The organism is Falsiroseomonas bella (genome assembly GCF_003173615.1).
GTDB classification, from domain to species: domain Bacteria; phylum Pseudomonadota; class Alphaproteobacteria; order Acetobacterales; family Acetobacteraceae; genus Falsiroseomonas; species Falsiroseomonas bella.
The window spans coordinates 137,738-155,329 of sequence record NZ_QGNA01000006.1 but is presented as its reverse complement, the minus strand read 5'-3'; the positions used below and the strand labels follow the sequence as shown (position 1 = coordinate 155,329).

At 68.4% G+C, this 17,592-nt stretch carries 15 protein-coding genes; 9 read left to right on the top strand and 6 right to left on the bottom strand.

Annotation, left to right across the window (positions count from 1 at the left end; translation table 11 throughout):
• Positions 1–6: 6 nt before the first annotated feature.
• From DFH01_RS24080 to DFH01_RS24070, 3 genes are read right to left on the bottom strand one after another with little or no spacing between them, the layout of a single operon-like run.
• On the bottom strand, positions 7–1,575 hold the full coding sequence (locus tag DFH01_RS24080; RefSeq protein WP_109873066.1) for an acyl-CoA synthetase: 1,569 nt from the start codon (positions 1,573–1,575) through the stop codon (positions 7–9).
• Positions 1,575–3,314: a thiamine pyrophosphate-binding protein gene (locus DFH01_RS24075; protein ID WP_109873065.1), complete on the bottom strand. Its 1,740-nt coding sequence runs from the start codon at positions 3,312–3,314 to the stop codon at positions 1,575–1,577. Before DFH01_RS24075 ends, DFH01_RS24080 begins: the two co-directional genes overlap by 1 nt.
• On the bottom strand, positions 3,315–4,127 hold the full coding sequence (locus DFH01_RS24070; protein WP_109873064.1) for a hypothetical protein: 813 nt from the start codon (positions 4,125–4,127) through the stop codon (positions 3,315–3,317).
• A gap of 95 nt (positions 4,128–4,222) precedes the next feature.
• Between DFH01_RS24070 and DFH01_RS24065 the strand changes: the two genes are divergently transcribed.
• Together DFH01_RS24065 and DFH01_RS24060 are read left to right on the top strand one after the other, a co-directional pair.
• Positions 4,223–5,206 (top strand): thiamine pyrophosphate-dependent dehydrogenase E1 component subunit alpha, encoded by a 984-nt coding sequence (locus tag DFH01_RS24065; RefSeq protein WP_109873063.1) that lies wholly within the window; start codon positions 4,223–4,225, stop codon positions 5,204–5,206.
• 1 nt (position 5,207) lies between these two features.
• Positions 5,208–6,182, top strand: a complete 975-nt coding sequence (locus DFH01_RS24060) for an alpha-ketoacid dehydrogenase subunit beta (RefSeq protein ID WP_233256258.1) — start codon at positions 5,208–5,210, stop codon at positions 6,180–6,182.
• Between the two features lie 9 nt (positions 6,183–6,191).
• Here the strand turns inward: DFH01_RS24060 and DFH01_RS24055 are convergent, their stop codons facing one another.
• Positions 6,192–7,358: a multidrug effflux MFS transporter gene (locus DFH01_RS24055; protein ID WP_109873061.1), complete on the bottom strand. Its 1,167-nt coding sequence runs from the start codon at positions 7,356–7,358 to the stop codon at positions 6,192–6,194.
• Between the two features lie 164 nt (positions 7,359–7,522).
• On the opposite strand from DFH01_RS24055, the gene DFH01_RS24050 reads away from it, so the two are divergent.
• The 4 genes from DFH01_RS24050 to DFH01_RS24035 are packed head-to-tail and all read left to right on the top strand — an operon-like array spanning position 7,523 to position 11,818.
• A complete protein-coding gene (locus DFH01_RS24050; protein WP_109873060.1) occupies positions 7,523–8,563 on the top strand; it encodes an ABC transporter ATP-binding protein in 1,041 nt (346 codons plus the stop codon).
• Positions 8,564–8,593: 30 nt separating this feature from the next.
• Positions 8,594–9,910, top strand: a complete 1,317-nt coding sequence (locus DFH01_RS24045) for an ABC transporter substrate-binding protein (protein ID WP_109873059.1) — start codon at positions 8,594–8,596, stop codon at positions 9,908–9,910.
• 49 nt (positions 9,911–9,959) lie between these two features.
• Positions 9,960–10,916, top strand: a complete 957-nt coding sequence (locus tag DFH01_RS24040) for a carbohydrate ABC transporter permease (protein WP_109873058.1) — start codon at positions 9,960–9,962, stop codon at positions 10,914–10,916.
• A complete protein-coding gene (locus tag DFH01_RS24035) occupies positions 10,916–11,818 on the top strand; it encodes a carbohydrate ABC transporter permease (protein ID WP_109873057.1) in 903 nt (300 codons plus the stop codon). Before DFH01_RS24040 ends, DFH01_RS24035 begins: the two co-directional genes overlap by 1 nt.
• A 22-nt stretch (positions 11,819–11,840) precedes the next feature.
• Here the strand turns inward: DFH01_RS24035 and DFH01_RS24030 are convergent, their stop codons facing one another.
• Positions 11,841–12,602 (bottom strand): SDR family oxidoreductase, encoded by a 762-nt coding sequence (locus DFH01_RS24030; protein ID WP_109873056.1) that lies wholly within the window; start codon positions 12,600–12,602, stop codon positions 11,841–11,843.
• A gap of 68 nt (positions 12,603–12,670) precedes the next feature.
• Here DFH01_RS24030 and DFH01_RS24025 point away from each other — a divergent pair, with 68 nt between their 5' ends.
• Positions 12,671–13,714: a C-terminal binding protein gene (locus DFH01_RS24025; RefSeq protein WP_109873055.1), complete on the top strand. Its 1,044-nt coding sequence runs from the start codon at positions 12,671–12,673 to the stop codon at positions 13,712–13,714.
• Between the two features lie 65 nt (positions 13,715–13,779).
• On the top strand, positions 13,780–15,213 hold the full coding sequence (locus DFH01_RS24020) for an NAD-dependent succinate-semialdehyde dehydrogenase (RefSeq protein ID WP_109873054.1): 1,434 nt from the start codon (positions 13,780–13,782) through the stop codon (positions 15,211–15,213).
• A 53-nt stretch (positions 15,214–15,266) separates the two neighbouring features.
• Here DFH01_RS24020 and DFH01_RS24015 read toward each other — a convergent pair whose 3' ends face one another.
• Positions 15,267–16,283, bottom strand: a complete 1,017-nt coding sequence (locus DFH01_RS24015; RefSeq protein WP_109873053.1) for an aromatic ring-hydroxylating dioxygenase subunit alpha — start codon at positions 16,281–16,283, stop codon at positions 15,267–15,269.
• Between the two features lie 265 nt (positions 16,284–16,548).
• Between DFH01_RS24015 and DFH01_RS24010 the strand changes: the two genes are divergently transcribed.
• Positions 16,549–17,571, top strand: a complete 1,023-nt coding sequence (locus tag DFH01_RS24010) for an ABC transporter substrate-binding protein (protein WP_109873052.1) — start codon at positions 16,549–16,551, stop codon at positions 17,569–17,571.
• Positions 17,572–17,592: the final 21 nt, after the last annotated feature.

The following is a 17,592-nucleotide window of genomic DNA, read 5'->3' as shown; positions in this document are numbered from 1 at the left end:
GGAAGGCTAGAACGCCACGCCCTGCTCCGCCAGCCGCGCCCTGACCAGGTTCTTCGGCACTTTTCCATAGCCGGATTTCGGCAGCGCATCCCAGACCACGACGCGCAGCGGCTGCTTGTATCTCGCAATGCGATCGCTGAGATGCGCAAGCAGCTCGGGCTCGGTGACGGCCATGCCGGCGCGGGCGACGACGCAGGCGACGCCGGCCTCCCCCCATTTCGGATGCGGCATGCCGACGACGGCGACCTCCGCGACGGCCGGATGCGTCAGGATCGCCTCCTCCGCCTCGCGCGGATACACGTTCGATCCGCCGGAGATGTACATGTCGGAGGCCCGGCCGGTGATCCAGAGGAAGCCCCGCGCATCCATTCTCCCGAGGTCGCCGGTGTGGAACCAGCCGCCGGCGAAGGCCTTGCGATTGGCTTCCTCGTTCTCGAAGTAGCCGGCGAAAACGGCGGGACCACGGACACAGATCTCGCCGACCGCATCGGGCGGAAGGCGCGTGCCGTCCTCGGCCAGGATGGCGACCTCCATCCCTGTGCGCGGGATGCCGCATGACCCGGCATTCTCCGGCGTGTGCATGTCCGGGCGCAGGACGGTGATGTTCCCGGTCACCTCGCCCAGCCCGAAGTATTGCACCAGGCATGGCCCCAGCTTCGCCAGCGCCTCCGCCTGGTCCGCGTCGTACATCGGAGCGCCGGCATAGATGACGTGGCGCAGCGAGGAATGGTCGTGCACGTCCGCCGCCGGATGGCGCACGAGCGCGGTCAGGATCGTCGGCACGGTGAACATGTTTGTCACGCGATGCGCCTCGACCAGGGACCAGGCTTCGGCTGGATCGAGTTTCTCGGACGCGGTCAGTACGGTGACGGCCCCGCGAGCCACCTGCGCCAGCTGGTGGATGCCCGCGCCGTGGGAAAGCGGCGCGACGACAAGCGAAGCGTCGCGCTCGGTCGTGCCCGGCATCAGATCGGCCAAATGGTTGGTGACGACGAAGGACATCTGCCCATGCGTCAGCACCGCCGCCTTCGGCCGGCCGGTGGTACCGGAGGTATAGAAGAACCAGCAGGGATCATCATAGGCGACGGGCGTCTCGGCATCCGGCATCGTCGGCGCATTCGCGACGAGAAGGGTTTCGTAGGCGAGCTCGTCCTCGGTACGGTCCTCGGCCATCGCAATGACATGGCGCAGATGGGGCGAGGCGGCGCGCACCGCTTCGGCGTGGCCCCGAAAGCCCTCGTCGCGCAGCATCACGACCGCGCGCGAGGATGCGCCGAGATAGGCGACCTCGTTCGGCGTCAGCCGGAAGTTCGTCGGCACCCAGACGGCGCCCGCCTTGAAGCAGGCCCACATGCTCTCGAACATGCGGTTCGAGTTGCGTGAATGGACCAGCACGCGATCGCCCATGCCGACGCCGAGGCCACGCAGCGCAGCCGCGAGCCGGTCCACCCGCGCGTCGAGCTCGGCGAAGCTCCAGCTGCGGTCGCGCCAGATCAAGGCCGGCGCATCCGGCAGGCGACGCGCCGTCTGCGTGAGCAGGCGGCCGAGATTGGCGGCTGTCGCGAGTCCCGGCATCAGACGGGCCTGTCGCCCTTCTGCACCTTGAGCGTGCGGTTGTCCGCCGCCGGGAGCATCCTCGCCGGGTCCCGCGTGACGACGATGTCGAGGACGGTCGGCGTATCGGTGTTCTCCAGTCCCTCGCGCAGCGCGCCGGCGAGCTTCTCGGGATCGGTCACGCGGATGCCGTGGCAGCCCATGGCGCGCGTCACGGCGGCATAGTCGATCTCGACAAGATCGGAAGACTGATAGTTCCCCGCACCATAGACGGCGTGCTGCAGCGCCTTCACATAGCCGGATGCGGCGTTGTTGAAGATGCAGCAGACGAAGGCTGCGCCCGCGCGGCGCGCCGTCTCCAGCTCGCCCATGGACATGTTGAAGCCGCCATCCCCGGTCAGCGACACGACACGGCGCCCCTTGCCCACGCCGAGCTGCGCGCCGATGCCGCCCGGCACGCCGTAGCCGATCGAGGCGAAGCCGCGATCCGCGACGAAGCCGCGGCCGGCCCGCTTGGTGTCGAAGAACAGCGCCCCCCAATGCGCCGCGAAGCCGCCATCGGCGACAAGCACGGCATCCTCGGGCATCACCTTGTTCAGCTCGCCCAGGAGGCGCCCGACATTGATCGGCGATTCGACGGATTCCAGCCTTTCGCGCGCGCCCGCTCGCCATTCGGCCATGCGCTTCGGCACCTCCGCGCACCAGCCGGCACGCGCGGCCACACGCTTGCCGCCGTCACGCAGGGCCTCGGCCAGATCCTCGATCGTCGCGCGGGCATCGCCGACGAGAGCGACATCGGTGCGCGTCGTCCGCCCGATCTCCTCCGGCAGCACGTCCACATGGATCAGCGGCACGCCAGCAGGCATCAGGGTGAAGCGCTTGGTGGCGATTTCACCAAGTTTGCAGCCGACCACCAGAAGGCAATCGGATTGTGCGACAAGGTCGTTGGCGATCCGCGAATACCGTCCGAAGACGCCGGCGGACAGAGCATGCGTGCAGGCGATGGCGCCCTTGCCTGACATGGTGTGCGCAACGGGGATGCCCTGCGCCTCTGCGAAGCGGGTCAGCGCGTCCTGCGCCTCGGAGATATGGACGCCACCGCCGGCCAGCACCATCGGCCGCTCCGCCTTGGCCAGGATCGCGACGGCGCGCGCCAAGTCCTGCGGATCCGGTCGCATGCGACGTGCCTGCGCACGCAGCGTGCCGGGGTCCACCCAGAAATCGGCGGCGTCGAAGTCATGCTCGCCATGCGCGATGTCCTCAGGGACGGCGATCAGCACGGGGCCCGGCCGGCCGCTTGTCGCCACCGCGAAGGCACGGCGAAGATGCTCGGGTATGCGCGAGATGACCTCGACGCGGATCGCCTCCTTCACTAGCGGGCGCAACACGTCGAACTGCCGCGCTTCCTGCGTCATGTTCTTCCAGGCATGCGTCCGGTTGGCGTCGCCGATGATGGCGACCATCGGCATGCCGGCATTGAACGCCTCGGCCAGCCCGGTCGCCAGGTTCGTCGCCCCCGGCCCAAGGGTGCCGTCCACCAGGCCGGGCTTGTTGGTCACGCGGGCGTAGGCATCCGCGGCGAAGGCGCCGCAGCGTTCGTCGTTGATCAGCATGTGCTGCACGCCGAGCGCCCGGCAAGCTTCATAGAAGGGCAGCAGCTGGAAGCCGCCCATGCCGAACATCGGGCCGGCCTCGTGCAGCTTCAACATCTCGGCCAGCGCCTGGCCGCCGGTCATCCGCCGCGTGGCGTTCGAGGACATCTACACATGCTCCAGCAAGGCGGCGACGAGCTCACGCGCCGATTGACCGATGCGCCCGCCGCGCGCCGCGGCGAGCGGGTTGAGTGCCGAGATGGTGCCGTCCTGCCACGTGCTCATCGCATCGCCGATGCGTGCCGAGAAGCAGGACACGCAGGCGCCTGCGATACCGCGTTCCTGCAGCGCAGGCAGCCGCGAAATGCCGGCCTGGTCCACCCCGATCCCTGCGTCGTTGTATAGCGCGGCGAGGACGGAGGCCTTCACCGCCGTCTCCGGCCTGCCGCCCAGCAGCCCGCCATGGGAGCCGGTGACGACGATGTGCCCGGCGTCGGAAGACGCCACCAGCCCGTTGGAATCCAGCGCGATCACCCGGACGCCGCCGCGGCCCGCGCCTTCGATCTCGCGCCGCGCCTCATCCATGTCGCCACTCGCATCGGCGGGCGGGAGAGCAGCCTGCGCCAGGATCCGTAAAGCGTCGGTGGCCGCCATGCCCTGCGCCAGGCCCAGCTCGGCTGCCGGGAGATTCACGAAGGAAAGCCGTCCGCGGACGAGCATGTCCGCGCCCTCACCGATCCGCGCCGTCATGTGGCCCACCGCGGCCCCCGGCACGCCGCGCTCCGCCAGCCAAGCCAGCCCGCCGATCCCCGCCTGCTCCCGACCCACGCCGGCATCATGCAGGATCACGGCCGAGACGCCGCGGCGCGCCGCATACCACGCCGCATAGACCCCGCCATGGCTGGCGCAGAGCGCCGCCCGGCCGGCGGCATCCGCCGGCAGATGCGTCACGCTGTCCAGGACCAGCGCGTCCGCGCCCATCGGAATGCCCTCCCCGTCTTGATTCCTTCGCCCGCTGACGCATGCTCCGCAAGCCCCCGGCAAGAGGGGCTGGTTGAGGGGGAGCGCCCGACAGGATGAGCGGCGACAATCGCGCGAGGCTGCTGGCGCTCTACGCCACCATGTGCCGCATCCGCGCCTTTGAGGAGACCGCGCTGGCCGCGCACCGGGCCGGCGAGATCCCAGGCCCGTTGCACGTCTCGATCGGCCAGGAAGCCGTGGCCACGGGTGTCTGTCTCAACCTCCAGGCCGACGACCGCATCACCTCCAACCACCGCGGCCACGGGCATGCACTGGCCAAGGGTGCCGGGGTGGCCGGCATGATGGAGGAGTTGTTCGGCCGGGCCGGGGGGCATTGCCGCGGCAAGGGCGGCTCGATGCATATCGCCGATTTTTCCGTTGGCATGCTCGGGGCCAACGGCGTCGTTGCGGGCGGCATCCCGATCGCCGTCGGCGCGGCGCAGGGTCTGCGGATGCTCGGCTCCTCGGCGATCGTCTGCTGCTTCTTCGGCGACGGTGCGATCAATCGGGGCCCGTTTCTCGAAGGGTTGAACTGGGCGTCGCTCTACGACCTCCCGGTGCTTTTCGTCTGCGAGGACAATGGCGTCGCCGCCTTCACGCGGGCGGAGAGCGTGACCGCCGGCGCCGGCGTGCTCGCGCGCGCGGAGGCGCTTGGCGTCGCGGGCGTCTCGGTGGACGGGAACGATGCGGCCGCGGTGGACGACGCGGCTTCACGGCTGATCGCGGAGATTCGGGCCGGCGGCGGGCCGCGGCTGCTGCACGCCACGACCTACCGTCTGATGGGGCACACCAGCACCGATCCCGCCCGCTGGCGCGAAGCGGGGGAAGTGGAGGCAGCGCGGGCGCATGAGCCGATCCTCCGTCTTCGCGCGAGGCTGCTGGCGGAGGGCGCCGCGATGAAGGCGCTGGACGCCATCGAAGGCGATGCCTGGGCCGAGATGTCTGCCGCGCGCAGCGCCGCGCTCGCCGCCCCATGGCCGGATCTCGCTACGGCCTGGGAGGACGTGCAGGACATCGGCGCCGCGCAGGAGGCGGTCTGACGTGGCAGACGTAACGCTGATCGAGGCGGTGCGCCTCGCCGCCCTGCAGGAGATGCGGCGTGATCCCAGGGTCTGGGTGCTGGGCGAGGACGTCGCACGCGGCGGACTGTTCGGCCAGTATGGCGGGTTCGTGGAGGAATTCGGACCGCAGCGCGTCGTCTCCACGCCGATCTCGGAAAGCACCATCATGGGTGCGGGGCTTGGCGCGGCGCTCGTCGGCACGCGGCCGATCATCGAGATGCGCATCTTCGACTTCGTGATGTGCGCGATGGACGAGTTGGTGAACCAGATCGCAAAGATCCGCTACATGTTCGGCGGCCAGGCGAAGCCGGCCGTCGTGGTGCGCATGCCGCACGGGATCTGGCGCAACTCCGCCGCACAGCACTCGCAGACGCTGGAGAGCTGGTTCACGCATATCCCGGGCGTTGTCGTCGCGGTGCCTGCGACACCGGCCGACGCGGCGGGCCTGCTGGTTTCCGCCATCCGCAGCGACGACCCGGTGCTGTTCTTCGATCCGAAGAACCTGTTCCCGCGGCGCGGCGCGCTGGCGGACATCATCGCGCCCCTTCCCTTCGGTCAGGCCCGCAAGATCAGGGATGGCAAGGATCTGACGATCGTCAGTTGGTCGGCGGCCGTGCCGATCGTCGAGGAAGCGGTCGAGACACTGGCGGCGCGGGGCATTTCCGCCGATGCGATGGATCTCCGGACGCTCTGGCCGTGGGACGAAGATGCCGTCTGCGCCTCCGCCGCACGCACGGGACGACTGCTGGTGGTGCATGAGGCGGTGACGACGGGCGGGTTCGGCGGCGAGGTCGTGGCACGCGTGGTGGAACGCCTGGGGCCCGGCGCGCTGCGGCGCGTTGCCAGGCTTGGACAGCCGCGGGTTCCCGTACCCTTCGCCCCACCCCTGGAGGACGCGCTGAAGCCGGATGCCGCAAAGGTCGTGGCCGCCGCGGAATCGCTCCTGCGCGACTGATCCGCGGCGCTACCGGCGCAAGGCGAGGTGCAGGCCAAGCCCGCCCATGCCTGCGCAGGCGAGCAGAAGCGCCATCGGCCAGGCGGAGCCTGCACCGACGGCGCCGATCAGCAGACCGACCGCCGCGCCGCCGCCGAACTGGAGGGTGCCGATCAGCGCCGATGCGCTGCCGGCCACGTGCCCGAGAGGCGCCATCGCGAGCGCGGAAGCGAGAGGCAGCACGGCCCCCATGACCGAGAGGAATACGAACAGCGCGAGAAGCAGCGGCCACAGGCCACCGCTGGCAACGGCCAGCGGAACGGAAACGCCTGCGACGGCGCAGGCAGTTAAGGCGGCAACGATGAGACGCGGGGGCGGAACGCGCCGGACCAGACGCGCAATGATCTGGCTCGCCAGGATCAGCCCGAAGGCGTTGCTGCCGAAGGCGACCGCATATTCGCCAGGCGAGAGGCCATGCAGCCCCATCAGGACCTGCGGCGATGCGGTGAGGTAGGCGAAGAGGCCAAGCATGGGAAACGCGCCCGCCAGTGCGTGAGCGAGGAAGCGCCGGTCGCGGAGGATCTGTCCGTAAACGATCACGATGGCGCCAGGACCCTGCCGGCGGCGCCGCTCGGGCGGCAGGCTTTCGGGCAACGCGACGGCGATCAGCACGATCGCTGCCAGGGCATAGGCGGCAAGCGCCCAGAAGATTGACCGCCAGCCGAAGGCCGCCAGAAGCAGGCCGCCCGCCATCGGGGCGAGGATCGGCGCCGCGCCCATGACCAGCATGAGCGTCGCCATCATGCGGACCGCCTCGCGCTCATCCGCCACATCGCGCACGACCGCGCGCGCGACGACCATTCCCGCGCAGCCGCCGAGAGCCTGCGCCAGCCGCAGCCATGCGAGCGCTTCGGCCGAAGCGGCCAACGCGCAGCCGGCAGAGGCCAACGCGAACAGCGCAAGGCCTGCGAGCAACGGCGAGCGGCGGCCGAACCGGTCGGACAGCGGCCCGACAACAAGCTGGCCGGCAGCCATGCCGAAGAGGAAGGCGGCAAGCGTCCGTTGAACGGCGGACGGGTCCGCAGACAGGTCGAGAGCCATGGCGGGGAAAGCGGGCAGATACATGTCCACCCCAAGCGGTCCCAGCGCCGTCAGCGAGGCAAGCAGGGCTGCGAGCCGACGAGAGGCGTGCGCCATCCAATCCTTCCGACAGTCGCCAGACCTTCCGACTAGCCCTCGATGCCTGGGTGGTCCAGCGGTGTCGGACAGGGCGGCATGAGAGGTCCGGTTGCGCAGCCATGCAATCGGTTGTTAGCCTCCCAGAAGAGGCAGCCCGGCCGGGGCCGCCGGGGAGGCAATGGATGGCCACGGTCTCGGTAAGGGACGCGCGAAAGAATTTTGGCAGCACGCCCATCCTGCACGGCGTGAATGTCGAGATAGGGGATGGCGAGTTCGTGGTGCTGGTTGGCCCCTCGGGCTGCGGCAAGTCCACGCTGCTGCGCATGATCGCGGGCCTCGAGAACATCAGCGGTGGCGAGATAGCGATCGGTGGCCGGGTGGTGAACACCGTGCCGCCCAAGGATCGCGACATCGCCATGGTGTTCCAGAACTACGCGCTCTACCCGCACATGACCGTCCGGGAGAACATGGCGTTCTCGATGAAGCTGGCGAAGGCCCCGCGCGAGGTCATGGAAGAGGAGGTCCAGCGCGCAGCGAAGATTCTCGGCCTGGACGCGCTGCTTGACCGGTATCCGCGCCAGCTTTCCGGCGGCCAGCGCCAGCGGGTGGCTATGGGCCGCGCCATCGTGCGCCACCCTCAGGTCTTCCTGTTCGACGAGCCGCTTTCCAACCTGGACGCCAAGCTGCGCGTGCAGATGCGTTCGGAGATCCGCGAGTTGCAGCAGCGGCTGGCCACCACCACGATCTACGTCACCCACGACCAGATCGAGGCGATGACCATGGCGGATCAGATCGTGGTCATGAACGCTGGCCGCATCGAACAGGCCGGCGCGCCGCTGGCGCTCTACGACAGGCCTGCCAACACGTTCGTCGCTGGCTTCATCGGCAGCCCCGCGATGAACCTGGTCCCTGGAGAGATCAGCGATGGCGGCTTCCGCGCCCAGGGTGGCGCGCTGCTGCCGCTTCCACCGGCGACGCCGGCCAATGTCGCCACCTACGGCATCCGGCCCGAGCACCTTGTGCTGGCGGAAGACGGCATCGAAGCCCGACTCGTGGTGGTAGAGCCCACGGGCTCGGAGACGCAGGTTGCGATGCGCATCGCCGAGACACCGCTGGTCGGCGCCTTCCGCGAACGCATCACGGGCCGCCCAGGCGAGACCATCCGGGTGAAGCCGGACCTGTCGCTCGTGCATCTGTTCGGCGCCGATGGCCGAAGGCTTTGAACTGAAATCCGATAAGGAGGAAACGGACACATGGCACATCTGATCACGCGTCGCGCTGCGTTGGCGGCCGGCGGTGCCGCCCTGGCGGCCGGCAGCGCTTCGGCACAGATCCAGACCCAGCCGGCGACGCCCCCGAACCTGCCGATCGAGCGCGGAGCAACCTTGCGGATGCTGCGGCCCGTGCGCTTCGTGCAGCCGGACGAGGATGTGTGGCGGGCCAACTGCGAGCGCTTTGCGCAGCAGCACGGCATCCAGGTCCGCGTCGACTTCGTGGGCTGGGAAGACATCACGCAGCAGACGGCCGTCACCGCCAACACCGGAGCCGGCCCCGACATCATCATCGGCTTCGACGCTGGCCCGCACCTCTTCGCCGACAAGATCCACGACATGACGGATGTCGCAGACTATCTCGGCACCAAGTATGGCGGCTGGCGGCCGCTGGCGCAGGCCTATGGCCGGCGCCAGAATCGCTGGATCGCCCTGCCCTTCGGCGCCTCCGGCGGCCCAGCCATTTGGCGCACCTCTGCGCTGCGGGAGGCCGGGTTCGACAGCGTGCCGGACGACCATGCGGGCTTTCTGCGCCTCTGCCAGGCACTGAAGCGCATCAACAAGCCGGCCGGCTTCGCCCTCGGCAACGCCGTCGGCGACGGGAACGCCTTTGCCAACTGGCTGGTGTGGTCCTTCGGCGGATCGCTGACGGACGAGCAGGGCAATGTATCCATCAACAGCCCACAGACGATCAACGCGCTGAACTACCTGCGCGAGCTCTACCCCACCTTCGTGCAAGGCACGCTTGCCTGGGGCGACATCAGCAACAACCGTGCCTATTCCGCTCAGGAATGCTTCCTGACGCAGAATGGCGTCTCGCTGTATTTCTCGCTGAAGAACGACCCGGCGACCGCCGCCATCGCCGAGGATACGCAGATGACTCCCATGCCGAAGGGCACGCTGAACGCGGTGCCGAATGCCGGCCTGACCCTGAACGCCATGGTGTTCAGGCACAGCCGCTTCCCGAATGCCGCCAAGGCGCTGCTGATGTATCTGATGGAAGTGGAGCAGTACGATCCGTGGCTGCGCGCCAACATCGGCTACTGGTCGCAGCCGCTGAACGCCTATGCGGCGAGTGCCGTCTGGTCCAGCGACCCCAAGATCAGCGTGTTCCGCGACACGATGAACAACCCGTTCTGGAACGGCTACAAGGGGCCGATCACGGAGGGTTCGGTGGCCGCGACGGCGGATTACGTGATGGTGCAGATGTGCGCATCCGTCGCCTCCGGCCAGGCCACGCCGCAGGCCGCTGCGGCCGAGGCGGAGCGGCGCGCGCAGCGCTACTTCCGCCGCCGCTGATCCAACCGGCGGCGCCCGAGTGGGCGCCGCCATCAGCCGGGATCGAAAGATGTCGACAGCCGCGGCCTCGACCGCCTGGACCAAGGTTCGCCAGCAGCCAAGCGCACTTGCGCGGCTGTTCGACAACAAGGCCTTTCTGATCGTCGTCTGCCTGCTGCCCGCGGTCGGGCTGCTGATGACCTTCCTGACCTACCCGCTCGGTCTCGGCGTTTGGCTCGCCTTCACGGACCAGACGATCGGCCGGCCCGGGGTGTGGATCGGGATCGAGAATTTCGAGTTCCTGTTCGAGGACCCGATCTTCTGGAGCGCGGTGTTCTACAGTGTGTTCTACACCGCCGTCGCGACGGTCGGGAAATTCGCTCTCGGGCTCTGGCTGGCGTTGTTGCTGAACCAGCACCTGCCGATGAAGTCGCTGCTGCGCGCCATCATCCTGCTGCCGTGGATCGTGCCGACGGTGCTCTCGGCGATCGCCTTCTGGTGGATCTACGACCCGCAATTCTCCATCATCTCCTGGGCGCTTATGGAGATGGGGCTGCGCGAGACGCCCGTGGACTTCATCAACAGCCCCTGGTCCGCCCGCTGGTCGCTGATCGCCGCAAACATCTGGCGCGGCATTCCCTTCGTGGCGATCTCGCTGCTGGCGGGGCTGCAGACCATTTCGCCCTCGCTCTACGAGGCTGCCCTGCTGGACGGGGCGAGCCCGTGGCAGCGCTTCCGCCACATCACCTTTCCGATGCTCATGCCGATCCTCGCGATCGTGATGACCTTCTCCATCATCTTCACCTTCACCGACTTCCAGCTGGTCTATTCGATCACGCGAGGCGGGCCGGTGAACTCGACGCATCTGATGGCGACGCTGGCGTTCCAGCGCGGCATCCCGGGCGGCCAGTTGGGCGAGGGTGCCGCGATCGCGGTGGCGATGATCCCCTTCCTCGTCTTCGCGACGCTGTTCAGCTACTTCGCGCTCGCCCGGCGCAAGTGGCAGCAAGGGGAGAGCAACGACTGATGTCGGACGTCGCCGCCAGCCCCGGGAACACCAACACCGCCTCCGCCGCGCCGGAGCAGATGGCCTGGGACAGCAAGACGCGCCGCGTCGTGCTGCTCTACGTGCCGCTCGCCTGCTTCCTGTTCATCCTGCTCTTTCCCTTCTACTGGATGACGGTGACGGCCTTCAAACCGAACGCGGAGCTCTACAACTTCGCCGAGCACAACCCGCTCTGGATCAGCTCGCCGACGCTCGAGCACGTCTATCACCTGCTGTTCAACACAGCCTATCCGAAGTGGTTGTGGACCACGATGCTCGTCGCGGTCGCCTCCACTTTCCTGTCGCTGCTGGCCTCGACGCTCGCAGCCTATGCGATCCAGCGGCTGCGCTTCAGGGGCAGCCAGTATGTGGGCCTCGCGATCTACCTCGCCTATCTCGTGCCGCCCTCGATCCTGTTTATCCCGCTCGCGACGATGGTGGTTCAGCTCGGCCTGTTCGACACGCCCTTCGCGCTGATCCTGACCTATCCGACCTTCCTGATCCCCTTCTGCACCTGGCTGCTGATCGGGTATTTTAAGTCGATCCCGTACGAGCTGGAGGAATGCGCGCTGATCGACGGCGCGACGCGCCTGCAGATCCTCCGCCAGATCACGCTGCCGCTGGCCGTGCCGGGCCTGATCAGCGCGGGCATCTTCGCCTTCACCCTGTCCTGGAACGAGTTCATCTACGCGCTCGCCTTCATCCAGAGCAGCGAGAGCAAGACGGTGCCCGTGGCGATCCTGACGGAACTGGTCACCGGCGACGTCTATCAGTGGGGTGCGCTGATGGCGGGCAGCCTGCTGGGCTCGCTGCCCGTGGCGATCTTCTACAGTTTCTTCGTGGACTACTACGTGTCCTCGCTGACCGGCGCGGTGAAGGAATAGCCGCGCCGGTCGCAGGCCGCCGCTAGAGCTTACGTTCCAGGGCGGCCACGTAGCTGCGGTTGTGGGTCGGCGTGATCCACACCTCGTTGATTGTCACATGGGGCGGCAGGCAGGCGACGTAGCGGATCAGGTCACCGACATCCTCGCTCTGCACCATCTTCGCCCGCTCCTCCGCACTGACTGGGTTGGGCCGCTTGTCGAGGATCGGCGTCGCGACCTCGCCGGGGCAGACGACGCAGCTGCGGATGCCGTTGACGCATTCCTCCATGTTGATGCTGTGGCTCATGGCGACCACGCCGTGCTTCGCCGCGGTGTAGCCGGCCCCGCTGAGCGGCGAGACGTTGCGGCCCGCCATGCTGGCCGTGTGGATCAGCACGCCGTCCCGCTGCGCCCGCATGAAGGGAAGCGCAACGGTCACGCAGTACATCGCGCTGGAAAGGTTGCCTCGGACCAGCTCGTCCACGCCCTCCGTGCTGAGCACGGACCAGCGCCGCGGCGTGATGTTGAGCCCGGCATTGTTGACGAGGATGTCCAGCCGGCCGAAGCGCTGCCCGATGAAGTGGCCGACGGCCTTCACCGCCTCGGGGTCCATCAGGTCCGCCGGCTGGACCTCGGCTGTGCCGCCGGCCTTCGCAATGCGCGCCGCCAGCGCCTCCAGTGGCGCCTTCCGGCGGCCGGTCAGCACGAGGGCGGCACCCTCCTCGGCCAGCTTGAGGGCGGCGGCCTCGCCTATGCCGCTGCCCGCGCCCGTGACCCACGCGACCTTGCCATGCAACCGCGCCATCGCGCCCTCCCCTTGTCGGCGCGCGAAGCCTAGAGCAACGTCGCGCCACGGCAAGAATGGGGGAAGCGATGGAACGGCCCAGGATCCTGACGCCCGCGGGGGCGTCCTTCACCGTGGCGGGTGGCGGCTACGACCTGGAGATGGAAGCGCTGGAGCGGCTCGGCGCCGAGATCGTCGAATGCGCCCCGAACGAGGAGGCCTTCATCGCGGCGGCGCCGCTGGCCGATGCCGTCTACGCAAAGGGAATGAAATTCACCGCGCGCATGATCGAGGCGCTGAGCAAGGCCAAGGTCATCACCTGCGCGACCGTCGGCGTGGACTATGTGGACGTGCCCGCGGCGACCGCGCGCGGCATCGCCGTCACCAACTGCCCCGACACCTTCATCGAGGAAGTCGCCGACCACGCGATGATGCTGCTGCTGGCCACGCATCGCCGCTGCATCGAGCAGGACAGGATGGTGCGCGAGGGGCGCTGGGGCGAGGGCCGACCGCAGCTTCTCAAGATCCCCCGGCTGATGGGCAGCACGCTCGGCTTCGTCGCCTTCGGCCGCGTCGCCCGCCTTACAGCCATGCGCGCCAAGGCATTCGGCCTGCGCATGGTTGCCTATGACCCCTTCGTGGACGAGTTGACCATGTCCGCGCTCGGCGTCGTGCCGGCGAGCCTCGACCAGGTGCTGTCCGAGTCGGATTTCGTCTCCATGCACGCGCCAGACACGGCGGATACGCGCAGGATGCTCACCACGAAGCACTTCGCGCGCATGAAGAAGACCGCGATCTTCATCAATACGGGCCGAGGCCCGACGGTGGACGAGGCAGCGCTGGTCGCCGCGCTGCAATCGGGGCAGATCGCCGGCGCCGGTCTCGACGTGTTCGAGGTGGAGCCGCTGCCGAAGGACAGCCCGCTGATCGGCATGCCGCATGTCATCCTCTCGCCGCACAACGCCTCCGCCTCGGCGCGCTTCGACGAGGCGCGAAAGCGCCGCGCGGGGCAGGAGATGGCGCTGGTGCTCTCCGGCCGCTGGCCCATGAGCTGCGTCAACCCGACCGTGCTTCCAGGCTCCGGCCTGCGACGCTGGCAGCCCTATGCGATGGAGCGGGGGCCGAACAGCTGAGCCCGACGGTTCACGCCGCCGACGCATCGGAATAGTTTGCGCGCCGAACGCCAGGAGAAACGCGGATGTATCAAGACACGCAGCTCTACATCGACGGGACGTGGCGGGCCGCGCGCTCCGGCCGCACGATCCCCGTGCTCAACCCTGCCACGGAAGAGGTGATCGGCCAGGTCGCGCATGCCGGCAAGGACGACCTGGACGAGGCGCTTGCCGCGGCCGAGAAGGGCTTCGCCACCTGGAAGAAGGTCTCGGCCTTCGACCGCGCCAAGCTGATGCGCAAGGCCGCAGACATCCTGCGCTCCCGCGCCGACGAGGTCGCGCGGCTGATGACGCTCGAGCAGGGCAAGCCGCTGCCTGAGGCGAAGATCGAAGTGATGGCGGCCGCCGACATCATCGACTGGTTCGCCGAGGAAGCGCGGCGCGCCTATGGCCGCGTCGTGCCGGCGCGGGCCGAGGGTGTCTACCAGCTGGTGGTGAAGGAGCCCGTCGGGCCGGTCGCCGCCTTCACGCCCTGGAACTTCCCGATCAACCAGGTGGTCCGCAAGCTCTCGGCTGCCGTTGCGACCGGCTGCTCGATCATCGTGAAGGCGCCGGAAGAGACGCCGGCCTCGCCGGCGATGCTGGTCAAGGCCTTCGTGGATGCAGGCCTGCCCGCGGGCGTCGTGAACCTGGTCTATGGCGTGCCCGCCGAGATCAGCGAGTATCTCATTCCGCATCCGGTGATCCGGAAGGTGACCTTCACCGGCTCCACCCCGGTGGGCAAGCACCTGGCGGCGCTGGCCGGTGCGCATATGAAGCGCGTCACGATGGAGCTCGGCGGCCATGCGCCCGCCATCGTGTTCGACGACGCGGATCTCGACCTGGCCGTGAAGACACTCGCGGGCGCCAAGTTCCGGAACGCCGGACAGGTCTGCGTCTCGCCGACCCGCTTCCTGGTGCAGGAGAAGCTCTACGAGCCATTCGTGGAGAAGTTCGTGGCCGTGGCCAAGGGCCTGAAGGTCGGCGACGGCATGGCGGAGGGCACGCAGATGGGCCCGCTGGCGCATGACCGCCGCGTCCCCTGGGTCGAAGGGCTGGTCGCCGATGCGCGGCAGCGTGGCGCCGAGGTGCATGCGGGCGGCGAGCGCATCGGCAACAAGGGCTATTTCTATCAGCCCACGGTGCTGACCGGCGTCGGCAAGGACGCGCGGATGATGAACGAGGAGCCCTTCGGCCCCCTCGCCATGATCGCGCCCTTCAAGGAGTTCGACGAGGTGGTCGAGGAGGCGAACCGGCTGCCCTTCGGCCTGGCCGCCTATGCCTTCACGCGCAGCGCCAAGACCGCGAATGCCGTGGCGGCGAAGGTCGAGACGGGCATGATGACGATCAACCATCTCGGCCTGGCGCTGCCGGAAGTGCCCTTCGGTGGCGTGAAGGACTCCGGCTACGGTTCCGAGGGCGGGTCGGAGGCGATCGAGGCCTATCTGAACACGAAGTTCGTGAGCCAGGCCGGCCTGTAGGCGAAGGTCCGGAAAGCCCTCCCCCGCCCCCCGGCGGGGGAGGGCAACCGCCACTACTCGGCGGCGGCCTTCACGCCGGCCTCCCGCTCGCGCAGCACCTGCAGCAGCATGCGCCGCATCAGCACGCCAGGGCGGTCGCTCGGCATGTTCATCTCGATGCCGGCCTGGTCGAGCGGCACGTCCCAGTCGGTGCTCTCGAGGATCTCGCGGTCCTCCTCCGTCACCTGTCGGTCGAAGGCGATGATGTCGGCCGCCTTCGCGTCCGCCTCGGTATCGTTGCGATACACGAACTGCACGATCTGGCAGCGCTGGTCGTCGATCGGCGTCGCGGCGGTGACGATCGAGTGGCTGAGCCCATTGGGGTAGCGGATGCGCAGCTTGCGCAGGAATGGCATGTACCATCGGCCGCGCATGTGGCGGACCGTGGTGTCGCTCTCCATCCGCAGCACCTTCTTCTGGATCTCGGGGTTGCGCACCGGGACCTCCGTGACGAAGAGGAAACCGTCCGGATACTCCTCCACCTCGCTCCGCGCCGGCTCGGGATGGCCCTGGTCGCCGAAGCTGGCGCGGTGGACGAAGGCGAAATGCGCGTTGTCGAAGCTGTTCTCCATCACGCGCAGCCCGGCGCAGTTCCAGACCTCGTAGAACTCGTCGATGCGCCGGAACCCCTCGGCCTCCTCCTCGAAGTCGGGGATGTCGAAGAGCGGATCCTCGAGCGCGACCCAGACATAGCCGTAGCGCGCTTCCGCCCGGTAGGACGGCACGCGCATGTTTGTGGCGCCCTGCCGGTCAACGGGGCGCTGCGGCACGCGCATCACGCGGCCATCGGCGGCGAACTCCCAGCCATGGTAGCCGCAGGCCAGCCAGCCATTGCTGTAGAAGCCTTTGGAAAGCTTTGCCGTGCGGTGGCAGCACCGGTCGTCCATCGCCGCGGGTCGCCCCTCCCCGTCCACCCACAGGACGAGGTTCTGTCCGAGCAGCGTGAACGGCTTGGGGCCGTCGGCCAGGTCCACCAACGGGATCACGGGATACCAGAAGCGGCGCAGCAGCGGGGTCGCGGTCTGCAGCATCGCGGCGGAACTCCTTCCTTGCGCGGACCACACGGTGCGCGGCGCACGGCATGCGCGGCCAATACCCTGCAAGCGGCGGACCAGCACCGCAAGGCGGCACAGGCCGAGATGGCGGCGTCGGCGCGCCCAGTCTTCGGGCATTCTGCACATCTTCCGTGCGCCTGCGGCACGACAGCGCGGCCAGAAGCATGCGTGCGGAGTGGTCCGGGCTTTGCTTAGGCAGGCCTGGAATTTTATCCGAAGAAGCCGCCCGGGAGCCCAGATCATGCGCCGTCGCCAGACCCTCGCCCTGTTCGGGGCAGCCGCTGCCGGCCTCGCCGCGCCCGCGGTGCACGCCCAGCAATTGCTCGACATCCGCTTCACTCTGGACTGGGCATTCCAGGGTCCGCAGGCCGCCTTCCTGCTCGCCTTGGACCGCGGATACTTCCGGGAGGCCGGTCTGAACGTCACGATGGACCGCGGCTTCGGCTCCGGCGACGTCCCGGTGAAGATCTCCTCCGGCGCCTACGATGTCGGCGTGGCGGACATCAACCCCACCATCCGCATGCGCCTGGAAAGGCCGGAGGTGGATCTCTTCTCGCCCTTCCTGGTCTATGACGCCACCGCACTGGCGGTAATGACGCTGCGGCGCGAAAACATCCGCACGCCGAAGGACCTCGAGGGCAAGCTGATCGCCTCGCCGGAGAGCGATGCGGGCCGCCAGCTCTTCCCCGCCTTCGCCCGGGCAGCCGGCATCGACGCCTCCACCATTCGCTGGCAGTCCGTCACGCCGCAACTGCGCGAACCGATGGTGGCGCAGGGCCGCGCGAACGCGATCACGGGCTTCATCACCTCCGGCATCTTCTCGCTGCGGGGCCTTGGCATCGCGGACCAGGACATCGTGACGATGCGCTACAGCGATGTCGGGGCGAACTTCTACGCCACGTCCATGATCACCAGCCGCCGCTTCGCGCAGGCGAATCCGCGCGCGGTCACGGCGCTGATCTCCGGGCTCATCCGCGCGCAGTACGACAGCCTGGCCGATCCGGCTGCAGCCATCGCCAACCTCCGCCGCCGCGAGCCGCTGACCAATGTGGAACTGGAGACGGCGCGACTGCGCATGTCGCTCGAGGAACTGACCTTCACCCCCCATGTGCGGCAGAACGGCTTCGGGAAGGTCGACATGGCCCGCCTGCAGGCGAGCGTGGATGCGGTCAGGGCGGCTTTCGGCATCTCGCGTCCGATGTCCGCCTCGGATATCTACGACCCTTCCTTCCTGCCCCCGGCCGCGCAACTGAAGCTGGCCTGAGGGCTACCCGACGAGGCTGCC